Source organism: Nocardia sp. IBHARD005, assembly GCF_052814245.1.
Window position 1 is genome coordinate 4,837,431 of sequence record NZ_CP199935.1, and the last position, 16,856, is coordinate 4,854,286.

Below are 16,856 nucleotides of genomic sequence, written 5' to 3' on the forward strand. Positions count from 1 at the left end.
CCCGCCGCACCGGCACGTTTCCGGCGTGACGCGCCGAGGTCTATGACATTGCGTTCATGCTCGGCGTCCCCGTCGGCCTGCGCCGCCGTATGCATCAGCCACGCACCCGTTTCACCCTGCAATTCCGCTCGAGTCACCGGGCGGGTAGGAGCCGGATCGTCGGCCTCCGCCGACATCCAAGGCTGATGCCGAGCGTCGGCGACCTCCTCGCGACCTCGCCGCGGCAGCCTCGGCAGCCGTACAACGTTCGACGCCCCGCTCTCAGCCGCACCGGAACCACCCTCGACGGCCTGTATCGCTTCCCACTTCCGACGCAGCCGTTCCACCGCATCGTAGTGACCTCCATCAGGCCCCATCCCGGCTTCCTGATCCGACATCGAACTAACCGCGGACAGGGGTCGCGACACGCATCAGTCCCACAGCAGCCAACACCCCAAACTTCATCTCAGGCCTATCCTTCACCTTCACATTCTGCATCAAGCCCGCATCAGCCGTCGTCGACCCATCCCAAAGGTCTCGACAGTGCCCGCCCAGATCTCGAGGAACGTCGATTTCTCGAGCGATTACAAGGATGGGTTCTTCTCCGTGCCGGCTTTCGAGCTCGAGCTGTCGCGGCGCGCTACCGGATCAGTGAGGAGCGCGCGGGTCCAGGCGTCGACGATCCAGTCCCGGAAACGCTCTGCCGTCCAACTGCGTTCGCCGACAAGCAGTACCCAGTATTCGGTCGCGTTCATACTCCACAGGATGTCGGCGACCTCGTCGTCGGACAGGTCCTCGCGCACCTGTCCAGTACTGCGCAGGTCGGCCGCGAACTCACGCATGTTGTTCGCGCGCCGATCGCCGATCTCAGCCCAGATGCGGGCGCACGAGGCGTCGGTCAGCGCGGCATCGCGCAGGGCCAGGAAGATCGGCGCGAGCCGTTGCTGGATCGCGGCCAGCGCGTCGCCGTAGATCGCGATCTTGTCCTCGGCCCGCCTCGCCGCGCCGATCGCGCGCACGTACTCCCGCTGCTGGGCAGGGATCGCTTGGTCGGTGCCGGAGAGCGCGGTCTCGACGAGTTCCCGGAGCAGCACCGGCTTGCGACCGATGGACGCGTAGACGGTGTCAACGGAAACGCCCGCGCCCGTGGCGATCTCGCTCACGGTGGTGGCGACGTAGCCGTTCTGAACGAACAGCCGACGCGCGGCGTCGAGGATCGCGTGACGTGTATCCGCCGCCTGCGCGGCGCGCCGTGGGGCGTTGTATCGACGCTTGCCGACCTTGACGTTCTCGTTCATCACGCCTACCCTACCGAATATTGATCCGAATATGCCTCGGATCAATTCAGAAGGGATCCGGCCATGGTCTACGCCTATGTTCAAGATGTCCCTATCGGCGAGGAGCTCTACCAGCGGATCATCGAAGAGCTCGGCCCAGAGCCGCTCGATGGTTCGCTACTGCATCTGTGCGTACGCCGCGCCGACGGCGGGCTGCGCTACATCGATGTCTGGGAATCGGAGGCCCACTGCGCTCGCGCCTTCGAAGAACGCATCCACCCGGCCGTCGACACCGCGTTCGCCGGTCAACGCCCGGGCGAGCCAGTGGTGGAGCACCTGGATGTCGTGCACGCGACCGGCACACTCATCGCCGGACAGGGCACCTGATGCGCCGTTCCGGCAAGGCGTTGCGATGGTTCGCCGCATGTTCGACACTCGGCATGTCGGCCGCGTGCGGAAGTTCGCCGGGGACCTCTGCTGAAGTACCGGCATCATCCGCAGCGACTGCCCAGCCGACCAGCGCCGCGTGCGGCGAGGTCGACCTGATCAAGAACGCCCTTTCCGAATTCGACGTCACCCGAGTCTCGATAACCGGCCAATGCACTACCGTGAACATCGAGACGAACCTGGCCGACGATTCATCCAGCGCTGAGACCGCCCACCGAATCTGTACTGCGGCAGCAACTGTCGCCTACAGCAATGATGTCAACAGCGTCGTCGTTGTTTCCACCGACGGGGCCGAACTCACGGTCGGTATCAAAGGAGCACGCTGCATCGGAGATTGATCACCGCGAAGCTCCCACCTCGGACTGAACCGCATCACTGTCTATACCTTTTGGTAGGTTCGACTGTACGGCCGAGTATGGCGGGATGCCGAGAGGAGACGGCCATGACCGAAGAGCCCGGGAACGTCCGGCCGACGGCCCCGGTGTCCAAACGCAAAGCGGCGGCCGCGCGGGGTGGAGCGCGCAGGCTCGGCGTCCAGGACTGGACCGACGCGGCGCTGGCGGTGCTGCTGCGCGACGGCGTCGCCGCCATCACCATCGCCAAGGTCTGCGATGAGCTCGGCGTCACCAAAGGCAGCTTCTACTGGCATTTCGACGGTATCGATCAGCTGCTCGAGACCACCGCGCAGTTCTGGTGCGCCGATCACAACGACGCGGCGCGCGGGTTCGAGGACCTCGACGACCTGCCGGTGCAGGAGCGCTTGGCCAGGATGGGCGCCTTGCTCACCGGGGAGCGGGTCTGGCAGGTCGAGCTCGCGGTCCGCGACTGGGCGCGCACGAATGCCAAGGTGGCCGCGGCGGTGAAGGCGCTGGATCAGCGGATCTTCCACACCCTGTCCAAGACTCTGATCGATCGGGGATTCTCCGTCGAGCAGGCGGAGATGCGCGCCGGTCTGATGTGCTTCGCCGGGATCGGCTTCGTCCACGGGAACCAGAACCTGCCCGTGCCGACCGAGGATCAGCGCCGCGAGTTCTTCCGGTTCATCACCAGCACCGAGCCGCCGGCGTGACGTGCAGTCAGGTCAGCGCGACCAGTTCGTGCAGCGTGGTCCCGCTCCGCCGCTCGGTAGCGCCGTCGGTGTGCACGGTCAGGTCGAAAGCCGACTCGAACCGGAAGTAGCCCGGGTGCCCGACCAGCCGGTGCACCAGGGGCTTGACCAGGCGGGAACGCACGACCGGTAGATCGTCGAGCAGGTCGTGGGCGTGGATGACCCGCTCGACGTCCAGGCGCAGTTCGAGTTTGGCCGGCACCTGCAGTTCGACCCATTCGGGGTAGGTCCGGCCCGCGGTGGTGTCGAAGCGCGCGGGTCCCTCGGTGAGGACGGTCTCGCCGGTGGACAGCACGATGTCGGCGTGGTGGGCGAGCATGAGCGGGCTGATCTCGTGTCCGCCCCGGCGCTGCTGGGTCAGTACCGAAGCGAACAGCAGCGAGTAGTCCTCGACGTACAGCCTGCCCCAGTGCCAGCGCTCGATGATCTTCTTCATGTCGCCGACGCCCCAGTTGTGGTCGTGATATCCACGTCCGGTGACTTCGTGTCGCACGCCGTCGAGCTCGATCGCACCGGTCACCCCGGCACGTGGCGCGGCGACCATCCAGCCGAAGGAATCCGTACTGCCGAAACGGGTTTCGCCCTTGCCTGGCATCCAGCTGGGGACCTCGTTGTGGAACCGCAGGTCGAAGACGAGGCCGTCCTCGGCCATCCGCAGGTGATGGACCGGCAGACCGTCGTCGCCGAACTCGGTGCGCGCGGTGTTGTCACCGACGCGCACGTCGCAGGCATCGGAGGAGAACGAGGTCGCCGAGTGCGGATAGCGCCGCGATACCTGGCGGCGGGTGCCGTCGGGGGCGTAGACCATCATCTCCACCCAGGGCCGGGCGAAGGGCAGGTCCTCGGGTCGGCGTTTGGTCAGGAAGCCGATCACCACGTGGCCGGTGTCGAGGTGCGCGTCGAAATACCAGTGTTCGAAGGCGAGTTTGCTCGGTGAAGGATGTAATCCGTTGTGGTGCGGCATAACCGGTGTCAGTTCGCCGTCGCGGCGTCCCGGCCCGTTCCACACTTCGACGATGTCTGCGGTAGTCATGGCTGCTTTCGGTGGGTTCATCGGCGCAGGGCACCGCTGGCGTCGAAGGCCGCTTCGCGACCTTGCATCTGGGCGCGATACCAGTTGTCTCGATGCACGAGCATCAGCTTCTCGTGCGCCCTCGCGAACGGCGGGCAGATCCGGCGCACGATCTCCATCGCGGTGATCAGCGGAAAGCGCAGGACCGGGATGAGGATCCACGGGAACGCGGGCGGCATGGTGTAGCGACGGCGGGTGCCGGGGGCCATGTACATCGCGGAGTACACGGAATTGATCCGGTAGTTGTACTTCTCGCGCCAGCGGGCCAGGCCACGGTGGCCGTCGCGCGGGGCGAAGGCCGCCGGATAGGACTCGATGAGTTCCGTCCCGTGCTGTCCGGCGTCGTAGGACCGTGAGGCGATGGTCATCGCCAGTACCCGCAGCCCGTCGAGGACCGTCTCCGGATACCAGCGCAGCCGCACGCCGAGCAGGTGGCCCATGTACTTCTGGAAGTGCAGCAGCGCACGGATTTCCGACGGCGTCGTCTGATAGCCCAGCGCCCACAGGCCGAGGCCGGGCGTCACACTGCCTGCCAGCAGGGTCAGCATCTGGTAGGTCTGGCTGATCGGCAGCCCCCAGCGTTCGTTGTCCCATTCGGGGTGGCCCGCGACCTTCGCGCGCACCGAGACATGCATGACCCGCACCTTCAGCGCGGTGGCCCGGCCCGCCGAACCGGGGGTGAGCAGCGCGTCAGGGGCGGAGACGTCGATCCAGAAGCGGGTGGTCTCCAGGAACCGGCGCAGGGCGCTGTCGCCCGCGTAGCCGCCCGCCAGCGACAGCGGCGTCGCGACCGCGGCCTCGGTGTACATCTCGAGCGTTTCGGCGCCGGCGAAACTGAACAGCATGGTGCCCCAGCGCCGCCAGATCGCGGCGCCCTGCTCGACCAGTTCGGGCACCACCCAGGCCGGCACCCTCGAACTCGGCGAACAATGCGCGCATGGATTCGGGGGCGTCGGGCACCGCGTGGATGCCCTCGGCCAGTGCCGTGTCCAGCATCCGGCGCCCAGCTTTCGCCCCGATCTCGCCGCGCATCACCTCGGCGACGAACCGTTCGGCTACCGGGTCACCGCTGAACAGGTCCTCGCACAGCGCGCTCGCCTGCTCGTCGCTGGGAAACAACCGCTGCCTGGTCACGGTCGTGAAGACGCGTTCGAGCCTGCGCACCAGCGGGGTGTCGCGCGCTTCCCAGTAGCGAAAGGCTGTGGGGCACTTCACCGGTGGCCCGGAGCGGAGGTGCTCGAGCTGATCTTCGACGGCATCGACCACTGCCGGCCTCCTGATATGACATCCATTCGCTGACTGCGATCGGATTCGACCATACTAAGCCGAACAGTTGTCCATACCTGAAAGTACGGAACCGTCACGGCACGAGGCGGTATTTCAGCATCATGTCGTGGTCCTCATGGTCGAGCAGGTGACAGTGCCACACGTATCCGCACAGGTCGTCGCGCTGATGACCGGCATGGTCGGACACGCGGTGACCGGTATGGGTGTTCGCGCCCGCGCGTTCGGCCGCGACCCGGCGCGGGAACGGTGCGTCCGGGTCGAAGCCCCGTTCCGCCGCGGTCGGGAACCGCACGATGATGCCGGTGACGGTGCCGGTACCACGACCACGCCATGGGCATCACCCTTGTGAACGCCTACGCCGGCCTGGCCGGAATGCTTTTGCTCCGCGACGATTTCGACCGCGGGGAATGGAACAGCAGCGGTCTGCGCACCCCCGGTGGGGCCGCCGCGGCCTGCGTCTCCCACAGCACCGCGCCGAGCAGACCCGCTCCGGCCGCACACAGGAACCGACGGCGTTCGACCGGATGTTCCATGTTCGAGCCCTTCCCGGGCTGCAACGTCGCAGGCACCGCGGCAGCGACCATACCACTGAGTACAGTGCCCAGTACTTCTATGGATGGCACTGGGTGCAACCTTGCGGGACATGCCGATATCGACTGCGCGCGAAGAGAACCCCGCGAACCCTTTTCCGGGGGATTCCGCGGGTCGGTGCCCGGCGTACGATCAGCGGACAACATGAGGCGGGGGCTTCCAGCGCGAGGTGATGTCGCATGTTCGATACCGATGTTCTGATCGTCGGCGCAGGTCCGGTGGGTTCGGCCGCCGCCGTGGAAGTGGTCCGGCGCGGCGTGCGATGCCGGATCATCGACGCGCTGTCCGATCCGCCGCAGTACGCGAAAGCGGTCGGCATCCAGCCCCGCACGCTGGAACTGTTCGAGGCGATGGGCATCCTGCGGCAGGTCCTCGACGCCGCGATCCTGCTGCGCGGTCAGATCATGTACATCAACGGCGCCGAGGCGGGCCGAATGGATCTGACGCTGCCACCCGAGATTCCGTTCGGGTTCCTCGGGCTCCCCCAGTACGAGACCGAGCGGATCCTGCGCGGGCACCTGGAGTCGCTGGGCACGCGGATCGAGCGCGGAGTCCGGCTCGTCGGGTTCACCCAGGACGAGGACGGGGTCGATGCCGTGCTTGCCGGACCCGAGGGCGAACACACGGTGCGGGCACGGTATCTGGTGGGCTGCGACGGCGCGCACAGCACCGTCCGCAAGACGCTGGGCCTGACCCCCATCGTCACCGAATCCCCCACCGGCGCACCATCTCCCACCGCGGGCAGCCGCGCTCCCGACGCGATCGGGCTGACCAGGGACGGCGTGCGATCCCCATTCCGCCTGTTCCCCCTCCTCGCGGGCCCAGGCCACACGCTGCTCCGGTACGTCGACAACACCTGCGACACAGCCACTCTCACCGACCTGGAACGCCATGTCGGCCTACTCCGGCAGCTGACCGACGACCACCTCGACACCTACCTCGTCGCAGGCCCGGGAGCCACCGTGGACCCCACGATCCTCCCGGTCATCCGCGACAGCGACGGCGACTTCGCCCGGCGATACCACTGCGCCGCCGGCGCGGCCTACGTCGTCCGCCCCGACGGCTACCTCGGCTACGCCGCCTCACCCGCCTCCCCCGACGATCTCCTCCGTCATTTCGAGTCGACCTTCGCCCCACGGAGCCGAGCGGCGACTGTGATCACGGAGTGACGACGGGGAAACTCCGGTCGGGATCGTCCAGCAGGCCGAACAGACGCGCCAGGACGCCGGGGTCACCGCTGTGGTCGAGCCCGTCGAGGCCCTTGCCTGCCAGGACACCCAGCAGCTGGAGTTTGGTGAGGTTGACGGTCAGATCGATGTCGCCCTTCGAGCGCGGGTCGACGGTGCGGACCAGCACACCGTTGGACAGGGCCAGTCGCATGACCGTGTCCAGGTCGGTGAAGTGCCATTCGATGACGAAGGAATCCTTCGCCGCGCGCGGGCCGTTCACCCGGATGGCGATGGTGTCGAAGAGTTGCTCGATGGTCAGCGCGGCAGCCATGCCGCCACCCAAGTTCAGTGGGGTGGACTGGATGCCGTGGCGTAGTTCGTTGGCGCCGGTCAGATAGAAGCAGCGCCAGGTGGCGTTCTCCGCGCCGAACCCGAGCTTCTGGTAGGTCTGCGCCAGCGCCTGCTTGGCCTGCGCATTGTCCGGTTCGGCAAACACAGCGTGTTTGAGCAGTTCAGCGGCGAAACGCAGATCGCCCTTCTCCGCGTACTCCTTGCCTTTGGCTACCACCGTGTCGACGCCACCGATGGTCTCCACGTAGCGCAGCGCCTGTTCCACCGGCGGAAGCTGCCACAACGAACTCGGGTTTCCGTCGAACCAGCCGAGGTAGCGCTGGTAGATCGCCTTGACGTTGTGACTGACCGAGCCGTAGTAGCCGCGAGTACTCCACGCGTCGTCCAGGCCCGGCGGCAGCTCGATCGCCTCGGCGATCTCGACCCCGGTCATACCGTTGTTCAGCATCCGCAGCGTCTGATCGTGCAGGTACATGTACAGGTCGCGCTGCACCGACAGGAACGACCTGACATTGTCGGTGCCCCAGGTCGGCCAGTGGTGGGAGGCGAAGGCGACATCGGAATCGGCGACGAACATCTCGAGCGCCTCGTTGATGTAGTTCGACCAGACTCTCGGGTCGCGGACCAGCGCACCGCGCAGCGTGAGCAGGTTGTGCAGATTGTGGGTGGCGTTCTCCGCCAGGCAGAGTGCGCGGTGACGCGGGAAGTAGAAGTTCATCTCCGCAGGCGCCTCGGTACCCGGCGTCATCTGGAACACGATCGGCACGCCGTCGACGGTCTCCTGCTGGCCGGTGTGGGTGATGTCCACGGTCGGCGGGATCAGCCCGAAGGTGCCCTGCGAAGTCTGAATGCCCAGTCCGGTGCTGCACTGCCCGTCCGGGTTCGGTGTCAGCCCGACGCCGTACATGTAGGTGGCGCGCCGGGTCATCGCCACGCCCGCGTAGACGTTTTCCGAGACTGCCTCGGCCAGAAAACCCTGCGGTGCGAAAATCGGCACCTCACCCCGCCCATCGGGCAGCACTCCCCCGACCCCGCCGAAATGATCCCCGTGGGAATGGGTGTAGATCACGCCGGTGACCGGTCGGTCGCCACGATGCTCGCGATACAGTTTCAGCCCCGCCGCGGCGCATTCGGCCGAGATGAGCGGGTCGATAATGATGACGCCCTTGTCGCCCTCGACGATCGTCATGTTGGAGATGTCGAAGCCGCGGATCTGGTAGATGCCGTCGACCACCTTGTACAGCCCGTTCTTCACCACCAGCTGGGCTTGCCGGAACAAGCTGGGGTTCACCGTGTCGGGGCGGGGGCCGTCGAGGAAGCTGTAGCCGGTGGTGTCGAAGACGACCGTGCCGTCGGCCTTGGTGATCCGCATCGGCGTCAAGGTGGCGATGAACCCATGGTCGGCGTTCTCGAAATCGGTGCGGTCGTCGTAATCCAGCGCCATCGGATCCACTCCTCAGCTCGGCTCGGCTAGTCCCCCGATCCTCGGTTCCGTAGCCTGGCGGTGCATCACCCACTACGGGTGAATTGCGGTCATGTCAGGTTGGCGATGCCACGGATCGTGAACAGCGCGCCGAAGGCGAACAGCACACCGATCGACATCGCTCGGTTGTTGCGCAGCATCCACTGTTTGGCTCCTCCCAGCCCCGCCTCGGCACGCTCCCCCAGGACCAGGTAGATAGCGATCGGCACGACGAAGTCGACGGTCGCGGCGATCAGCAGCGCCGCTGCCCCGACCTGGGTATAGACGAGCAAGAAGGCCCCACCGAAGGCGAGCGCGTTGGCGATGGGGCGCCGCGATTGCAGCAGCAGCACGCATCCGGCGATCGCGGCAGGTGTGACGACGAGCCCGATCATCTCGGGCAGCAGCAGCGCTAGCAGTTCACCCATCGGTGCTCCTCGATGTGCGTGACTGCGGGGGTAACTCGGCGGCCGCGGCGGCGACCGTCGGGTAGATCCCGATCGGGGTCTCGCCCGCCTCGGCCGAACCGAGGGCTTCACCGAACTGGGCTACCGAGCGGGCGATGCGAAAATCGATCTGCTTGTGGGCCAAGGTATTTCGCAGGTCCAGCAACATCGCCGCGGCGGTGACGTCGAGCGCGGGCGAGGTCTCGGCGTCGAGCACCACCAAGCGGGTCGAGTCCGTGCACAGCTGCTCGATCCGGGACTTCACGTAGTCGGCGTTGGCGAAGAACAAGCCGGCTTCGACGCGAACCACCAGCAGGTCCGGGCGCGAGGTCAATTCGGGGTGGCGGGCCGTATCCACCCACAGGGCGCCCTGTTTCGCGAGCGCGGCCACATGCGGTTCGGAGCTGCGGTAGACCAGCAGCAGTATCGAGACGCCGATGCCGATCAGCAGACCGGGCAGGGTATCGAACAGCAGCACACCGAACATCGCGGCCATCGCGGCGAGGAAGTCGGCGCGGGCAGCGTGGCCGTAGATGCTGCCGAGCAGCTGATTCCACACCCGATACAGACGGCGCAGAGCTGCGATGTCGACGAGTTCGATGACCGCGGCGATCACCACCGCGGCCAGCGTCGCCTCGGGCAGCTTCTCGAACAGCCCCGTCAGCAACAGCAGGGTGAGCACGGTCAGCACGGCGACGACGAGACCACTGACCTGGGTCTTCGCGCCCGCACCGCCGTTGACCGCGGTCTTGGACAGGCTGCCGTTGACCACCATGCCCGAGCCGAGGCCCGCACCGAGGTTGGCCGCGCCGAGCCCGAACAGCTCCCGGTTGGGATCGATGGTGTAACCCGCCTTGGCCGCATAGGTTTTCGCCGCCCCGAGCCCTTCCGCGAAGCCGATCAGCAACACACCGACCGCAGGGCCGAGCAAGTCGAGGTAGTCGTCGAACCCCACACCGGACGGCAGACCGACCGAGGGCAGACCCGCATCGATGTGGCCGACGATATCGACGCCCTTGTCGTCGAGCCCGAACAGCTGTACCGCGACGATGCCCAGGAGCACGGCCAGCAGCGAGCCGGGCACGAGCGGCAGCCAGCGCTTGAGGCCGAGGACGACCGCGAGACCGAGCAGACCGATCAGCAGTGTGCGCCACTGGGAGTCACCGAGCTCGCGGATCACACCCCAGGCTTGTTCGAAGAAGTTGCCGTCGTGTTTGTGCACCCCGAACAGCTTGGGCACCTGGCCGATGATGATCGTCAGGGCGAGTCCGACGATGAAGCCCTTCAAGACCGGTTCGGAGATGAACGAGGCGATGAAACCCAGCCGGATCAGCCCAGCCAGCAGGCCGACGATGCCGGTCGCGATGGCCAGCGCTGTCGACATGGCCAGGTAGCGGCCGCCGTCGGCGCCTGCCATCGGGGTGACGATCGCGGCCGAGAGCGCGGCGGTCGCCGACATCGGGCCGACGATGAGGTGGCGCGAACTACCCGCCAGCGCGTAGAGGACCAGCGCGGGTACCGCCGCGTACAACCCGACGACCGGCGGCACACCGGCGATCGAGGCATAGGCCAGCGCTTCGGGCACCAGGACCGCCCACACGGTGAGCCCCGCGATCACATCGGGGCGCAGCCACGCGCGCTGATAGCCGTGCAGCGATTCGAAGACCGGAAATGTTCTCACGACGAGCCCCTTCTGTCAGAGTCCGCCGATGCCCTTGCCGACCACGACCGCGCCCATCACGAGCAGCACGATCGCCATCACCGCGTGGTTGTTCGCTTGCAGCCACTGTCTGGCGCTGTCGAGGGTGGATCGCAGTTTGTCGGCGGCCAGCGCGTATCCGAGCACCACGGCGAGCACGGTGACCGAGGCGATCAGCGTGAACACCACGATCGCGACAATGTCACCGAGCGCGCTGAGCGCACCGGAACCGATCGCCACGCCCGCGGACACACACAGCAACAGGTTCTTCGGATTCACCCCGGACAACAACGCGCCAAGACCCGCCGCCTTGACCACCGTGAGCGTGTCGATGGCCTGCATCCAGGCGGGCACCGACGTGTCCGACCGCGACTGCCACTGCTTGATCGCCAGCAGCACCAGCCCAGCGCCCAACACGATCTTGATCCAGGACACCACCGCCGACGGCTCCTTCGCCGCCGAGTCGCCCAGCGATCCGGCGAGCAGCGTCACCACGGCGGTCACGACCAGGATCCCGGCGACCCAGCCCGCCGCGAACCCCTTCGCCGCCCCGCCCGCGTTCTTCGACAAGATCATGAGGATGGCCGCGACGATGGGGATCGGCGAGATCGCCACACCCACCGCCAGCGGAAGCAGATCACCGATGACTGAGCCCATGCGCTCACGCTAAGGAGGGCGAACAGCACCGCGCGTCACACATTGTGGGTGAAATCGCTCGCACCACCACGCGGGCATACCGCACCACCGACACCAGCGCCTGGGGAGTTCACCCGCAACGGGCGATGTACGCGTACGCGGCGCGGTGGATCGTCGAGACGACGACCGTCTGACCACGGCAGGAGCGCCCGCCCATGTGCCAGAAGCCGAAGCAGGTCAGCGACGCGACAACCGAGATCAATCGCGCCGCCACCCAGCCGATCATCGCGCCGGGACTGCAGTTCGACAAGTACGCATCGGCGAGAACGTGGTCGCCGGAAATGCGATGGCACGCCGCAGTTTCTACGCGTTCGGATCGATGCTGCCGCCCGGCCCACAGGGTTTCGTCACGTGCGGTATCGGTATCGCCGCGACACAGGGACCGCAGGTGTCCTACATCTCGCCGACCAACCTCATCACCGAGACCGGTACCCGTCGGGAAATCGCCGGTATCGAATTCGAGTTCCTCTACGCCCCCGACACCGAGGCGCCCGAGGAGATGCACATCTGGATCCCGCAACTCAAGGCTCTGACCTGTGCGGAGAACGCCAATCACAGCCTGCACAACATCCAGACCCTGCGCGGCGCCCGCACCCGCCACGCCCGCAACTTCGCCCGCTACCCCGATGAGACCCTGGAACGCTGGGGCGACGACTGCCGGGACGGTCGGCGGTATCAGGGGCGAACGACGTGAGGCCGACCTTGCGATACCGGTCGACCAGTCGTTCGTATTTGCGCCGGTTGCGGGCCATCGGGGAATCGGTGAGCGTGGCGGGGAGCCGGTTGTGGGCCAGACGCAGGGCGGCTGTGAGGACCCGGAATTGGCGGTCCTGGCGGGCGGTCCAGGTGATCGGCATGTTGGCGCGCACGTCGGGGTGCATGATGCCGCATCCGAGGATCATCGCGATATGGCCGAGGGCGGGTGCGCTCAGCCGCCAGAGCGGGGCGATGACGGCGGGCACGAAGTCCGGGCTCGGGGACTTCCGGACGGAGCTGGTGGCTGCCTCCAGGGCCGAGGTCGCGCGTAGTTCGGCGATCATGCTGTTGTAGTGGGCGGTCAGGTCCGGGTAGTTCGCGATCGGCCGCGAGGTGCCGGGCAGGTGCAGGCCGCGCGTCTTGGTGCGGTAGTGGTCCCAGATCGCCTGGTCCGTTGCCGCCGACGGAGTGTCGCCGGTCAACGCCAGATAGGCGCCGCGCTGAACGAAGAAGGTGGAGTAGAGGATCCAGTTCCATGCCTGTGGGTTGAGCGCCGAATATCGCTCGCCATCCGGGCCGACGCCTTTGACGTCGCGGTGCAGCAGCATGAGACGCTGCGACTCGGCATCCCGATCGGCGTCTTCGCCGTGGTAGATCAGCTGGTCCGCCGCCGCGGTGCGCACCGCCCGCGCCCACGGCTGGTACCGCGAACGTCCGGTGGCCTCGAGTGCGGCCGACACCGGGGGCAGCATCGGCTGGTCGAACAAACCGACACCGAACAAACCGAACAGGATCGATCCGCCGACACGTTCGAATCGTGCGACGGCGCTGAGCGATTCGCCCGAGGACGCCGGGGTGGCGCCGACCGAACGGGGTTCTGGATGTGGCACAGGACAGGTCATCGGTGAACTCCTTTGTTCCGCCACCAGTTCTGGTGCAGGTTGGCACCACAAACTAGTCTGGTGCCAGAGTGCACCAGAACTGGTGGATGGTCAAGAGTGCCGGTGGACTACGCTGACGCCCGAGGTAGGGAAAGGCGGCCATGCACAACGACTCCGATGGCGCGACGCCGTCGCGCGTCTACGGTGGCGTGGCCGCGGAGGAACGCCGATCCCGCCGCCGGGGCGCGCTGTTGGATGCCGCGCTCGACCTGCTCGCCGAGGGTGGGGCGCCCGCCGTCACCAAACGGGCCGTCTGCGTCAAGGCCCGGCTCAACGATCGCTACTTCTACGAGCAATTCACCGACCGCGATGCCCTGCTCAGCGCGCTGGTCGAGGAGCACACCGCCCTCGGCATCGCCGCGGTGGTCACCGCCACCCACGACGCCGCCCCTGACATCGATAGCCAGGTGCGCGCGGCAGCGGACGCATCGCTCGGATTCCTGCTCGCCGACCCCCGCCGACCTGCTCTGCTGCTCAACGCGCACAGCACCGAGGCACTCCAGGACGCACGTCTGGCCACCCAGCACGCGATCGCCCGCGCCATGTCGGCAGTGGGCCGCGAACTCCTCGCTGAACCCGCCGATCCACTCGACGCCGATATGACCGCCTACAGCGTGGTCAGCGGCACCCTGGAGCTGGTCGCCGCCTGGATGCGTGGCGAATTCGACACCACCCGGGAACATCTCACCGACCTCATCGCGAGCCTGCTGCTGAGCATCGACAACCGCGGCGCGCTACCTGTCACCGGCGCGAAGCCCGGGACCGCCTGACGGCCGGGCACGCGCTGACCGGTGCCGGCGATCACGGGCCGATGTTGGTGTAGAAGAACGAGTCGATATTGGCCTGCTCGGCTTCGGTCTCGCTGCCCCACAGCAGATCCGCGCGCCGCGCCAGGTGTCCGCGATCGAGCCGATTGCGGAGGTAGAGTTCGTTTCCCACCTGCACACGGGCCGGGATGCGCGGGTCTTTCACGAATTCGATGCCGGTGCGGGACAGGTTCCGCATCGCGGCACCGTCGATATTCCACGCCACCCAGAACGCGAACCGCCGCGACGTGCTCAACGCCAACGAGAAGTGGGTGTAGCTGATGACGTCGGAGCCGTCGAGGCGAACCGCGTCACCGCGGATCGCGGCATCCAGTTCCGGAACCTCGACTCGGGGCCCGAGAAAGTCCAGGTCGTATCCGGTCCGCAGCACGGCGCTCTCGATGCGGGTTGCCGACGGAGTATCCACGTGGGCGGTCATCGGATGCCCCTTCCAGAAGGCAGACGGTGCGTGTCGGTAGTTCGCCCGTGATGGGCGTGCACACGATCGTCGTCGCCACCGGGGACGCCCTCACGAGTAGTCGACTACCCGTTGTTCCACATCCGCCCAGCTTCGGCTGGAGACCGCACCCGCTACCTCGGGCCCGGTGTCCCGCCGCCGCCCACGACTCGGCGACCAGACCGCCGGTGCGATCGACGTCTCGGTGTCGAGCTGGGCCCACGCGAACATCGTCGGTGCCGTCCGGGGCGGCCGTCGGTCACCGCCCGACCAGGGATGACGCCGCCGGATTCGAGTGACGATCAGCCGTCGCCGACGACGATCTAGGCGACGCGCGCCGGCTCTTCGACCACCGTCGGCGCCGCCACGGTCCGCGCCTGCTGACGTCCGGTGACCAGGAACAGCACAACGAGCACAACAGCCAGCCATACATAGGTGTCGCCGATGATGTGCTGATCCCACGTCCACGAGGTCTCGCGGTGCTCGCCGTCGGGCAGGAAACTGTGCGGTGCGATCACGAAGACGGCGGCGACCACGACGGCCGTGGCATACCAGCCTCGGGCACTGCTGGCGGGCAGGGTCCGGGCGTGACAGACCATCGCGAGCAACGCGGGCGCGATCCAGACCCAGTGGTGCGACCACGAGATCGGCGAGAGCAGCAGTGTGAAGACCGCGTTGAGGGACAGGGCGATCGCGGGGGCGTCGGCGGCCTTGCGCATCGCGGCGACGACGAGGACCAGCAGCAGGGCACCCAGCACGAGCCACAGGGCATCGAAGGGCAGGCCGGTGATGTGGAGGCGGGCCATGACGGCCTGGATCGACTGATTGGTATGGAATGCCGAGCCGCTCAGGCCCGAGACATTGCCGAGGCCACCGAACCAGTAGCGGGTGGATTCGGTGGGCAGGAACGCGAAGGAGGCGATGGTGGCGATCGCACCGGTGCCCGCGGCGGTCGCGGCGGCCTTGTAGTCCTTGCGAACCAAGAAGTAGAGAACGAAGGCGGCGGGCGTGAGCTTGATGGCGGCGGCCAGGCCGATCAGCATGCCGCGGGGGTAGCGGGTTTTCGGGAGCAGGCAGTCGGTAGCGACCAGCACCATCAGCAGGAGATTGACCTGACCGAAGTCGATGGTCGAGCGGACCGGCTCCACCAGCATCGCCAGCGGGAGCGCGCAGGCGGTCACCAGCAGGGCGACCTGCTTGCGGTCTGGATGGTAGCGGCGGGCGACCAGGTACAGCGTCCAGGCGACGGCGGCGATCGACACCACGACGTAGAGGATCTTCGCCGCGCCCCACGGCAGCAGCGCGAACGGCGCGAGCGCGATGGCCGCGAACGGCGGGTAGATGAAGGGCAAACCGATGCCGATCGTGGTCTTGGGCAGCTGACCGTACATATCGGCGCCGTCGCGCATCGCCTCGATGCCGAGGCGGTAGACCTGGAGATCGATGAACCCGTCGGAATAGCGCTCGAAGGGCCACAGCGGCGTCCTGACACAGACGACCGAAACAATGGTGAGCAACACCGGCACCAGCCACCATGCTCGATTGATCGGGCGTGGGGAATTCTCTTGCACGGGGTGGGTGGTGTCACTACTCATCCGCGGCGACTATACCGACTCGCGCGCGTTGCCGGGGCACCGCCCATCGGCGGGAGTGACGCGCGCAATAGCCAGGCGGATGCCCACCGGGAGACCGCCCGCGCGCAATGCCGGGTTGGTCAGTCGCCGCGGTTGTACCGGGTCAGGTAACCGGCCATGGCCGCGACATCCTCGTCGGCCCAGTCGGCGAAACGCGCCTGGAAGGCCTCGCGGCGGCGGCGTTCGGCCTCGCGGACGACCGTTCGGCCCACCAGGGTGGCGCGCAGGACGTGATTGCGTCGATTGCCGGGATCGACGGCACGGTCGAGGTAGCCGAGCTGCTCGAGCGCAGCGACCTGCCTGCTGACGGTCGACTTGTCGAGCAGGAACTGTTCGGCCAGGTCGGTGGCCAGGCAACCGTCGCGCTCGAGGACCAGGTCGAGAATGCTGTCGGCGACTGAAGCGCTGGACCACGCTGGCCCTGATCACCCTGTTCGTGATGCTGAACTTCACCACCTCCGGCGGCGTCTACGGGCCCGAACTCCAGCACGGCTTCCTCGGTGCGCTGCACTCGTTCTGGAACGGCGCCGACTTCGTCGAAGGCCTGCGCGACCTGCTCTACTTCGACGGTGGCGCCGGGTTCGGTTCCCGCCTGATCGGCCTGTTCGCCTGGCTGACGGTCGGCGTGGTGCTCGTCGTGGTGGCGGGTCGGCACGAGGCACGCCACGCGCCGAAGCCGATCGCGCCTGCCGCGGCCGAGGAGGAGATCGGCGAGTCGGTCGCCGTCTGACACCACGC

At 67.1% G+C, this 16,856-nt stretch carries 18 protein-coding genes and 3 pseudogenes; 6 read left to right on the forward strand and 15 right to left on the reverse strand.

The genetic code is table 11. The features are described from left to right. Positions 1-563 precede the first annotated feature (563 nt). Positions 564-1,277 (reverse strand): TetR/AcrR family transcriptional regulator, encoded by a 714-nt coding sequence (locus ACTWPB_RS22805; protein WP_446222600.1) that lies wholly within the window; start codon positions 1,275-1,277, stop codon positions 564-566. Positions 1,278-1,340: 63 nt separating this feature from the next. Here ACTWPB_RS22805 and ACTWPB_RS22810 point away from each other — a divergent pair, with 63 nt between their 5' ends. The 3 genes from ACTWPB_RS22810 to ACTWPB_RS22820 all read left to right on the forward strand — a co-directional run bounded on the left by ACTWPB_RS22810 (position 1,341) and on the right by ACTWPB_RS22820 (position 2,772). After that, a complete protein-coding gene (locus ACTWPB_RS22810) occupies positions 1,341-1,643 on the forward strand; it encodes a hypothetical protein (RefSeq protein ID WP_378925865.1) in 303 nt (100 codons plus the stop codon). Further along, positions 1,643-2,041 carry a hypothetical protein gene (locus ACTWPB_RS22815; RefSeq protein WP_446222601.1) on the forward strand — a complete coding sequence of 133 codons (399 nt, stop codon included), beginning with the start codon at positions 1,643-1,645 and terminating at the stop codon, positions 2,039-2,041. The genes ACTWPB_RS22810 and ACTWPB_RS22815 overlap by 1 nt, the downstream gene beginning before the upstream one ends. Positions 2,042-2,145: 104 nt before the next feature. After that, positions 2,146-2,772: a TetR/AcrR family transcriptional regulator gene (locus ACTWPB_RS22820; protein WP_446222602.1), complete on the forward strand. Its 627-nt coding sequence runs from the start codon at positions 2,146-2,148 to the stop codon at positions 2,770-2,772. A 7-nt stretch (positions 2,773-2,779) separates the two neighbouring features. On the opposite strand, the gene ACTWPB_RS22825 is transcribed toward ACTWPB_RS22820, so the two are convergent. The 4 genes and pseudogenes from ACTWPB_RS22825 to ACTWPB_RS22840 all read right to left on the reverse strand — a co-directional run bounded on the left by ACTWPB_RS22825 (position 2,780) and on the right by ACTWPB_RS22840 (position 5,703). Next, positions 2,780-3,844: a lipocalin-like domain-containing protein gene (locus ACTWPB_RS22825; protein ID WP_446222603.1), complete on the reverse strand. Its 1,065-nt coding sequence runs from the start codon at positions 3,842-3,844 to the stop codon at positions 2,780-2,782. Positions 3,845-3,861: 17 nt separating this feature from the next. Beyond that, a pseudogene (locus ACTWPB_RS22830) lies at positions 3,862-5,098 on the reverse strand (oxygenase MpaB family protein). 145 nt (positions 5,099-5,243) lie between these two features. Further along, a pseudogene (locus ACTWPB_RS22835) lies at positions 5,244-5,480 on the reverse strand (copper oxidase); the annotation flags it as partial. A 43-nt stretch (positions 5,481-5,523) separates the two neighbouring features. Beyond that, positions 5,524-5,703: a hypothetical protein gene (locus tag ACTWPB_RS22840; RefSeq protein ID WP_446222604.1), complete on the reverse strand. Its 180-nt coding sequence runs from the start codon at positions 5,701-5,703 to the stop codon at positions 5,524-5,526. 237 nt (positions 5,704-5,940) lie between these two features. Here ACTWPB_RS22840 and ACTWPB_RS22845 point away from each other — a divergent pair, with 237 nt between their 5' ends. Then, positions 5,941-6,930 carry an FAD-dependent monooxygenase gene (locus ACTWPB_RS22845; RefSeq protein ID WP_446222605.1) on the forward strand — a complete coding sequence of 330 codons (990 nt, stop codon included), beginning with the start codon at positions 5,941-5,943 and terminating at the stop codon, positions 6,928-6,930. On the opposite strand, the gene ACTWPB_RS22850 is transcribed toward ACTWPB_RS22845, so the two are convergent. From ACTWPB_RS22850 to ACTWPB_RS22875, 6 genes are all read right to left on the reverse strand, one after another. Continuing rightward, the gene (locus ACTWPB_RS22850; RefSeq protein ID WP_446222606.1) at positions 6,920-8,725 is read right to left on the reverse strand and encodes an alkyl/aryl-sulfatase; all 1,806 of its coding nucleotides are present in this window, start codon (positions 8,723-8,725) and stop codon (positions 6,920-6,922) included. The genes ACTWPB_RS22845 and ACTWPB_RS22850 overlap by 11 nt on opposite strands. Positions 8,726-8,814: 89 nt before the next feature. Beyond that, positions 8,815-9,171 (reverse strand): hypothetical protein, encoded by a 357-nt coding sequence (locus tag ACTWPB_RS22855; RefSeq protein ID WP_446222607.1) that lies wholly within the window; start codon positions 9,169-9,171, stop codon positions 8,815-8,817. Continuing rightward, positions 9,164-10,870, reverse strand: a complete 1,707-nt coding sequence (locus ACTWPB_RS22860; RefSeq protein WP_446222608.1) for a SulP family inorganic anion transporter — start codon at positions 10,868-10,870, stop codon at positions 9,164-9,166. Before ACTWPB_RS22860 ends, ACTWPB_RS22855 begins: the two co-directional genes overlap by 8 nt. A 15-nt stretch (positions 10,871-10,885) precedes the next feature. Further along, the gene (locus ACTWPB_RS22865) at positions 10,886-11,545 is read right to left on the reverse strand and encodes a GAP family protein (protein ID WP_446222609.1); all 660 of its coding nucleotides are present in this window, start codon (positions 11,543-11,545) and stop codon (positions 10,886-10,888) included. Positions 11,546-11,654: 109 nt separating this feature from the next. Then, entirely contained in the window at positions 11,655-12,185 is a 531-nt protein-coding gene (locus ACTWPB_RS22870) for a hypothetical protein (RefSeq protein ID WP_446226567.1), read from the reverse strand. Further along, positions 12,106-13,182, reverse strand: a complete 1,077-nt coding sequence (locus ACTWPB_RS22875; RefSeq protein ID WP_446222610.1) for an oxygenase MpaB family protein — start codon at positions 13,180-13,182, stop codon at positions 12,106-12,108. Before ACTWPB_RS22875 ends, ACTWPB_RS22870 begins: the two co-directional genes overlap by 80 nt. A 140-nt stretch (positions 13,183-13,322) precedes the next feature. Here ACTWPB_RS22875 and ACTWPB_RS22880 point away from each other — a divergent pair, with 140 nt between their 5' ends. Further along, entirely contained in the window at positions 13,323-13,991 is a 669-nt protein-coding gene (locus ACTWPB_RS22880) for a TetR family transcriptional regulator (RefSeq protein WP_446222611.1), read from the forward strand. 31 nt (positions 13,992-14,022) lie between these two features. On the opposite strand, the gene ACTWPB_RS22885 is transcribed toward ACTWPB_RS22880, so the two are convergent. From ACTWPB_RS22885 to ACTWPB_RS22900, 4 genes and pseudogenes are all read right to left on the reverse strand, one after another. Next, entirely contained in the window at positions 14,023-14,466 is a 444-nt protein-coding gene (locus ACTWPB_RS22885) for a DNA/RNA non-specific endonuclease (protein ID WP_446222612.1), read from the reverse strand. 341 nt (positions 14,467-14,807) lie between these two features. Further along, entirely contained in the window at positions 14,808-16,079 is a 1,272-nt protein-coding gene (locus tag ACTWPB_RS22890) for a glycosyltransferase family 87 protein (protein WP_446222613.1), read from the reverse strand. Between the two features lie 119 nt (positions 16,080-16,198). Further along, on the reverse strand, positions 16,199-16,330 hold the full coding sequence (locus ACTWPB_RS22895; RefSeq protein WP_446222614.1) for a hypothetical protein: 132 nt from the start codon (positions 16,328-16,330) through the stop codon (positions 16,199-16,201). An 81-nt stretch (positions 16,331-16,411) separates the two neighbouring features. Beyond that, positions 16,412-16,504, reverse strand: a pseudogene (locus tag ACTWPB_RS22900) (MarR family transcriptional regulator); the annotation flags it as partial. Between the two features lie 53 nt (positions 16,505-16,557). On the opposite strand from ACTWPB_RS22900, the gene ACTWPB_RS22905 reads away from it, so the two are divergent. Further along, positions 16,558-16,848, forward strand: a complete 291-nt coding sequence (locus ACTWPB_RS22905) for a hypothetical protein (protein ID WP_446222615.1) — start codon at positions 16,558-16,560, stop codon at positions 16,846-16,848. The last annotated feature ends 8 nt before the right edge of the window (positions 16,849-16,856 follow it).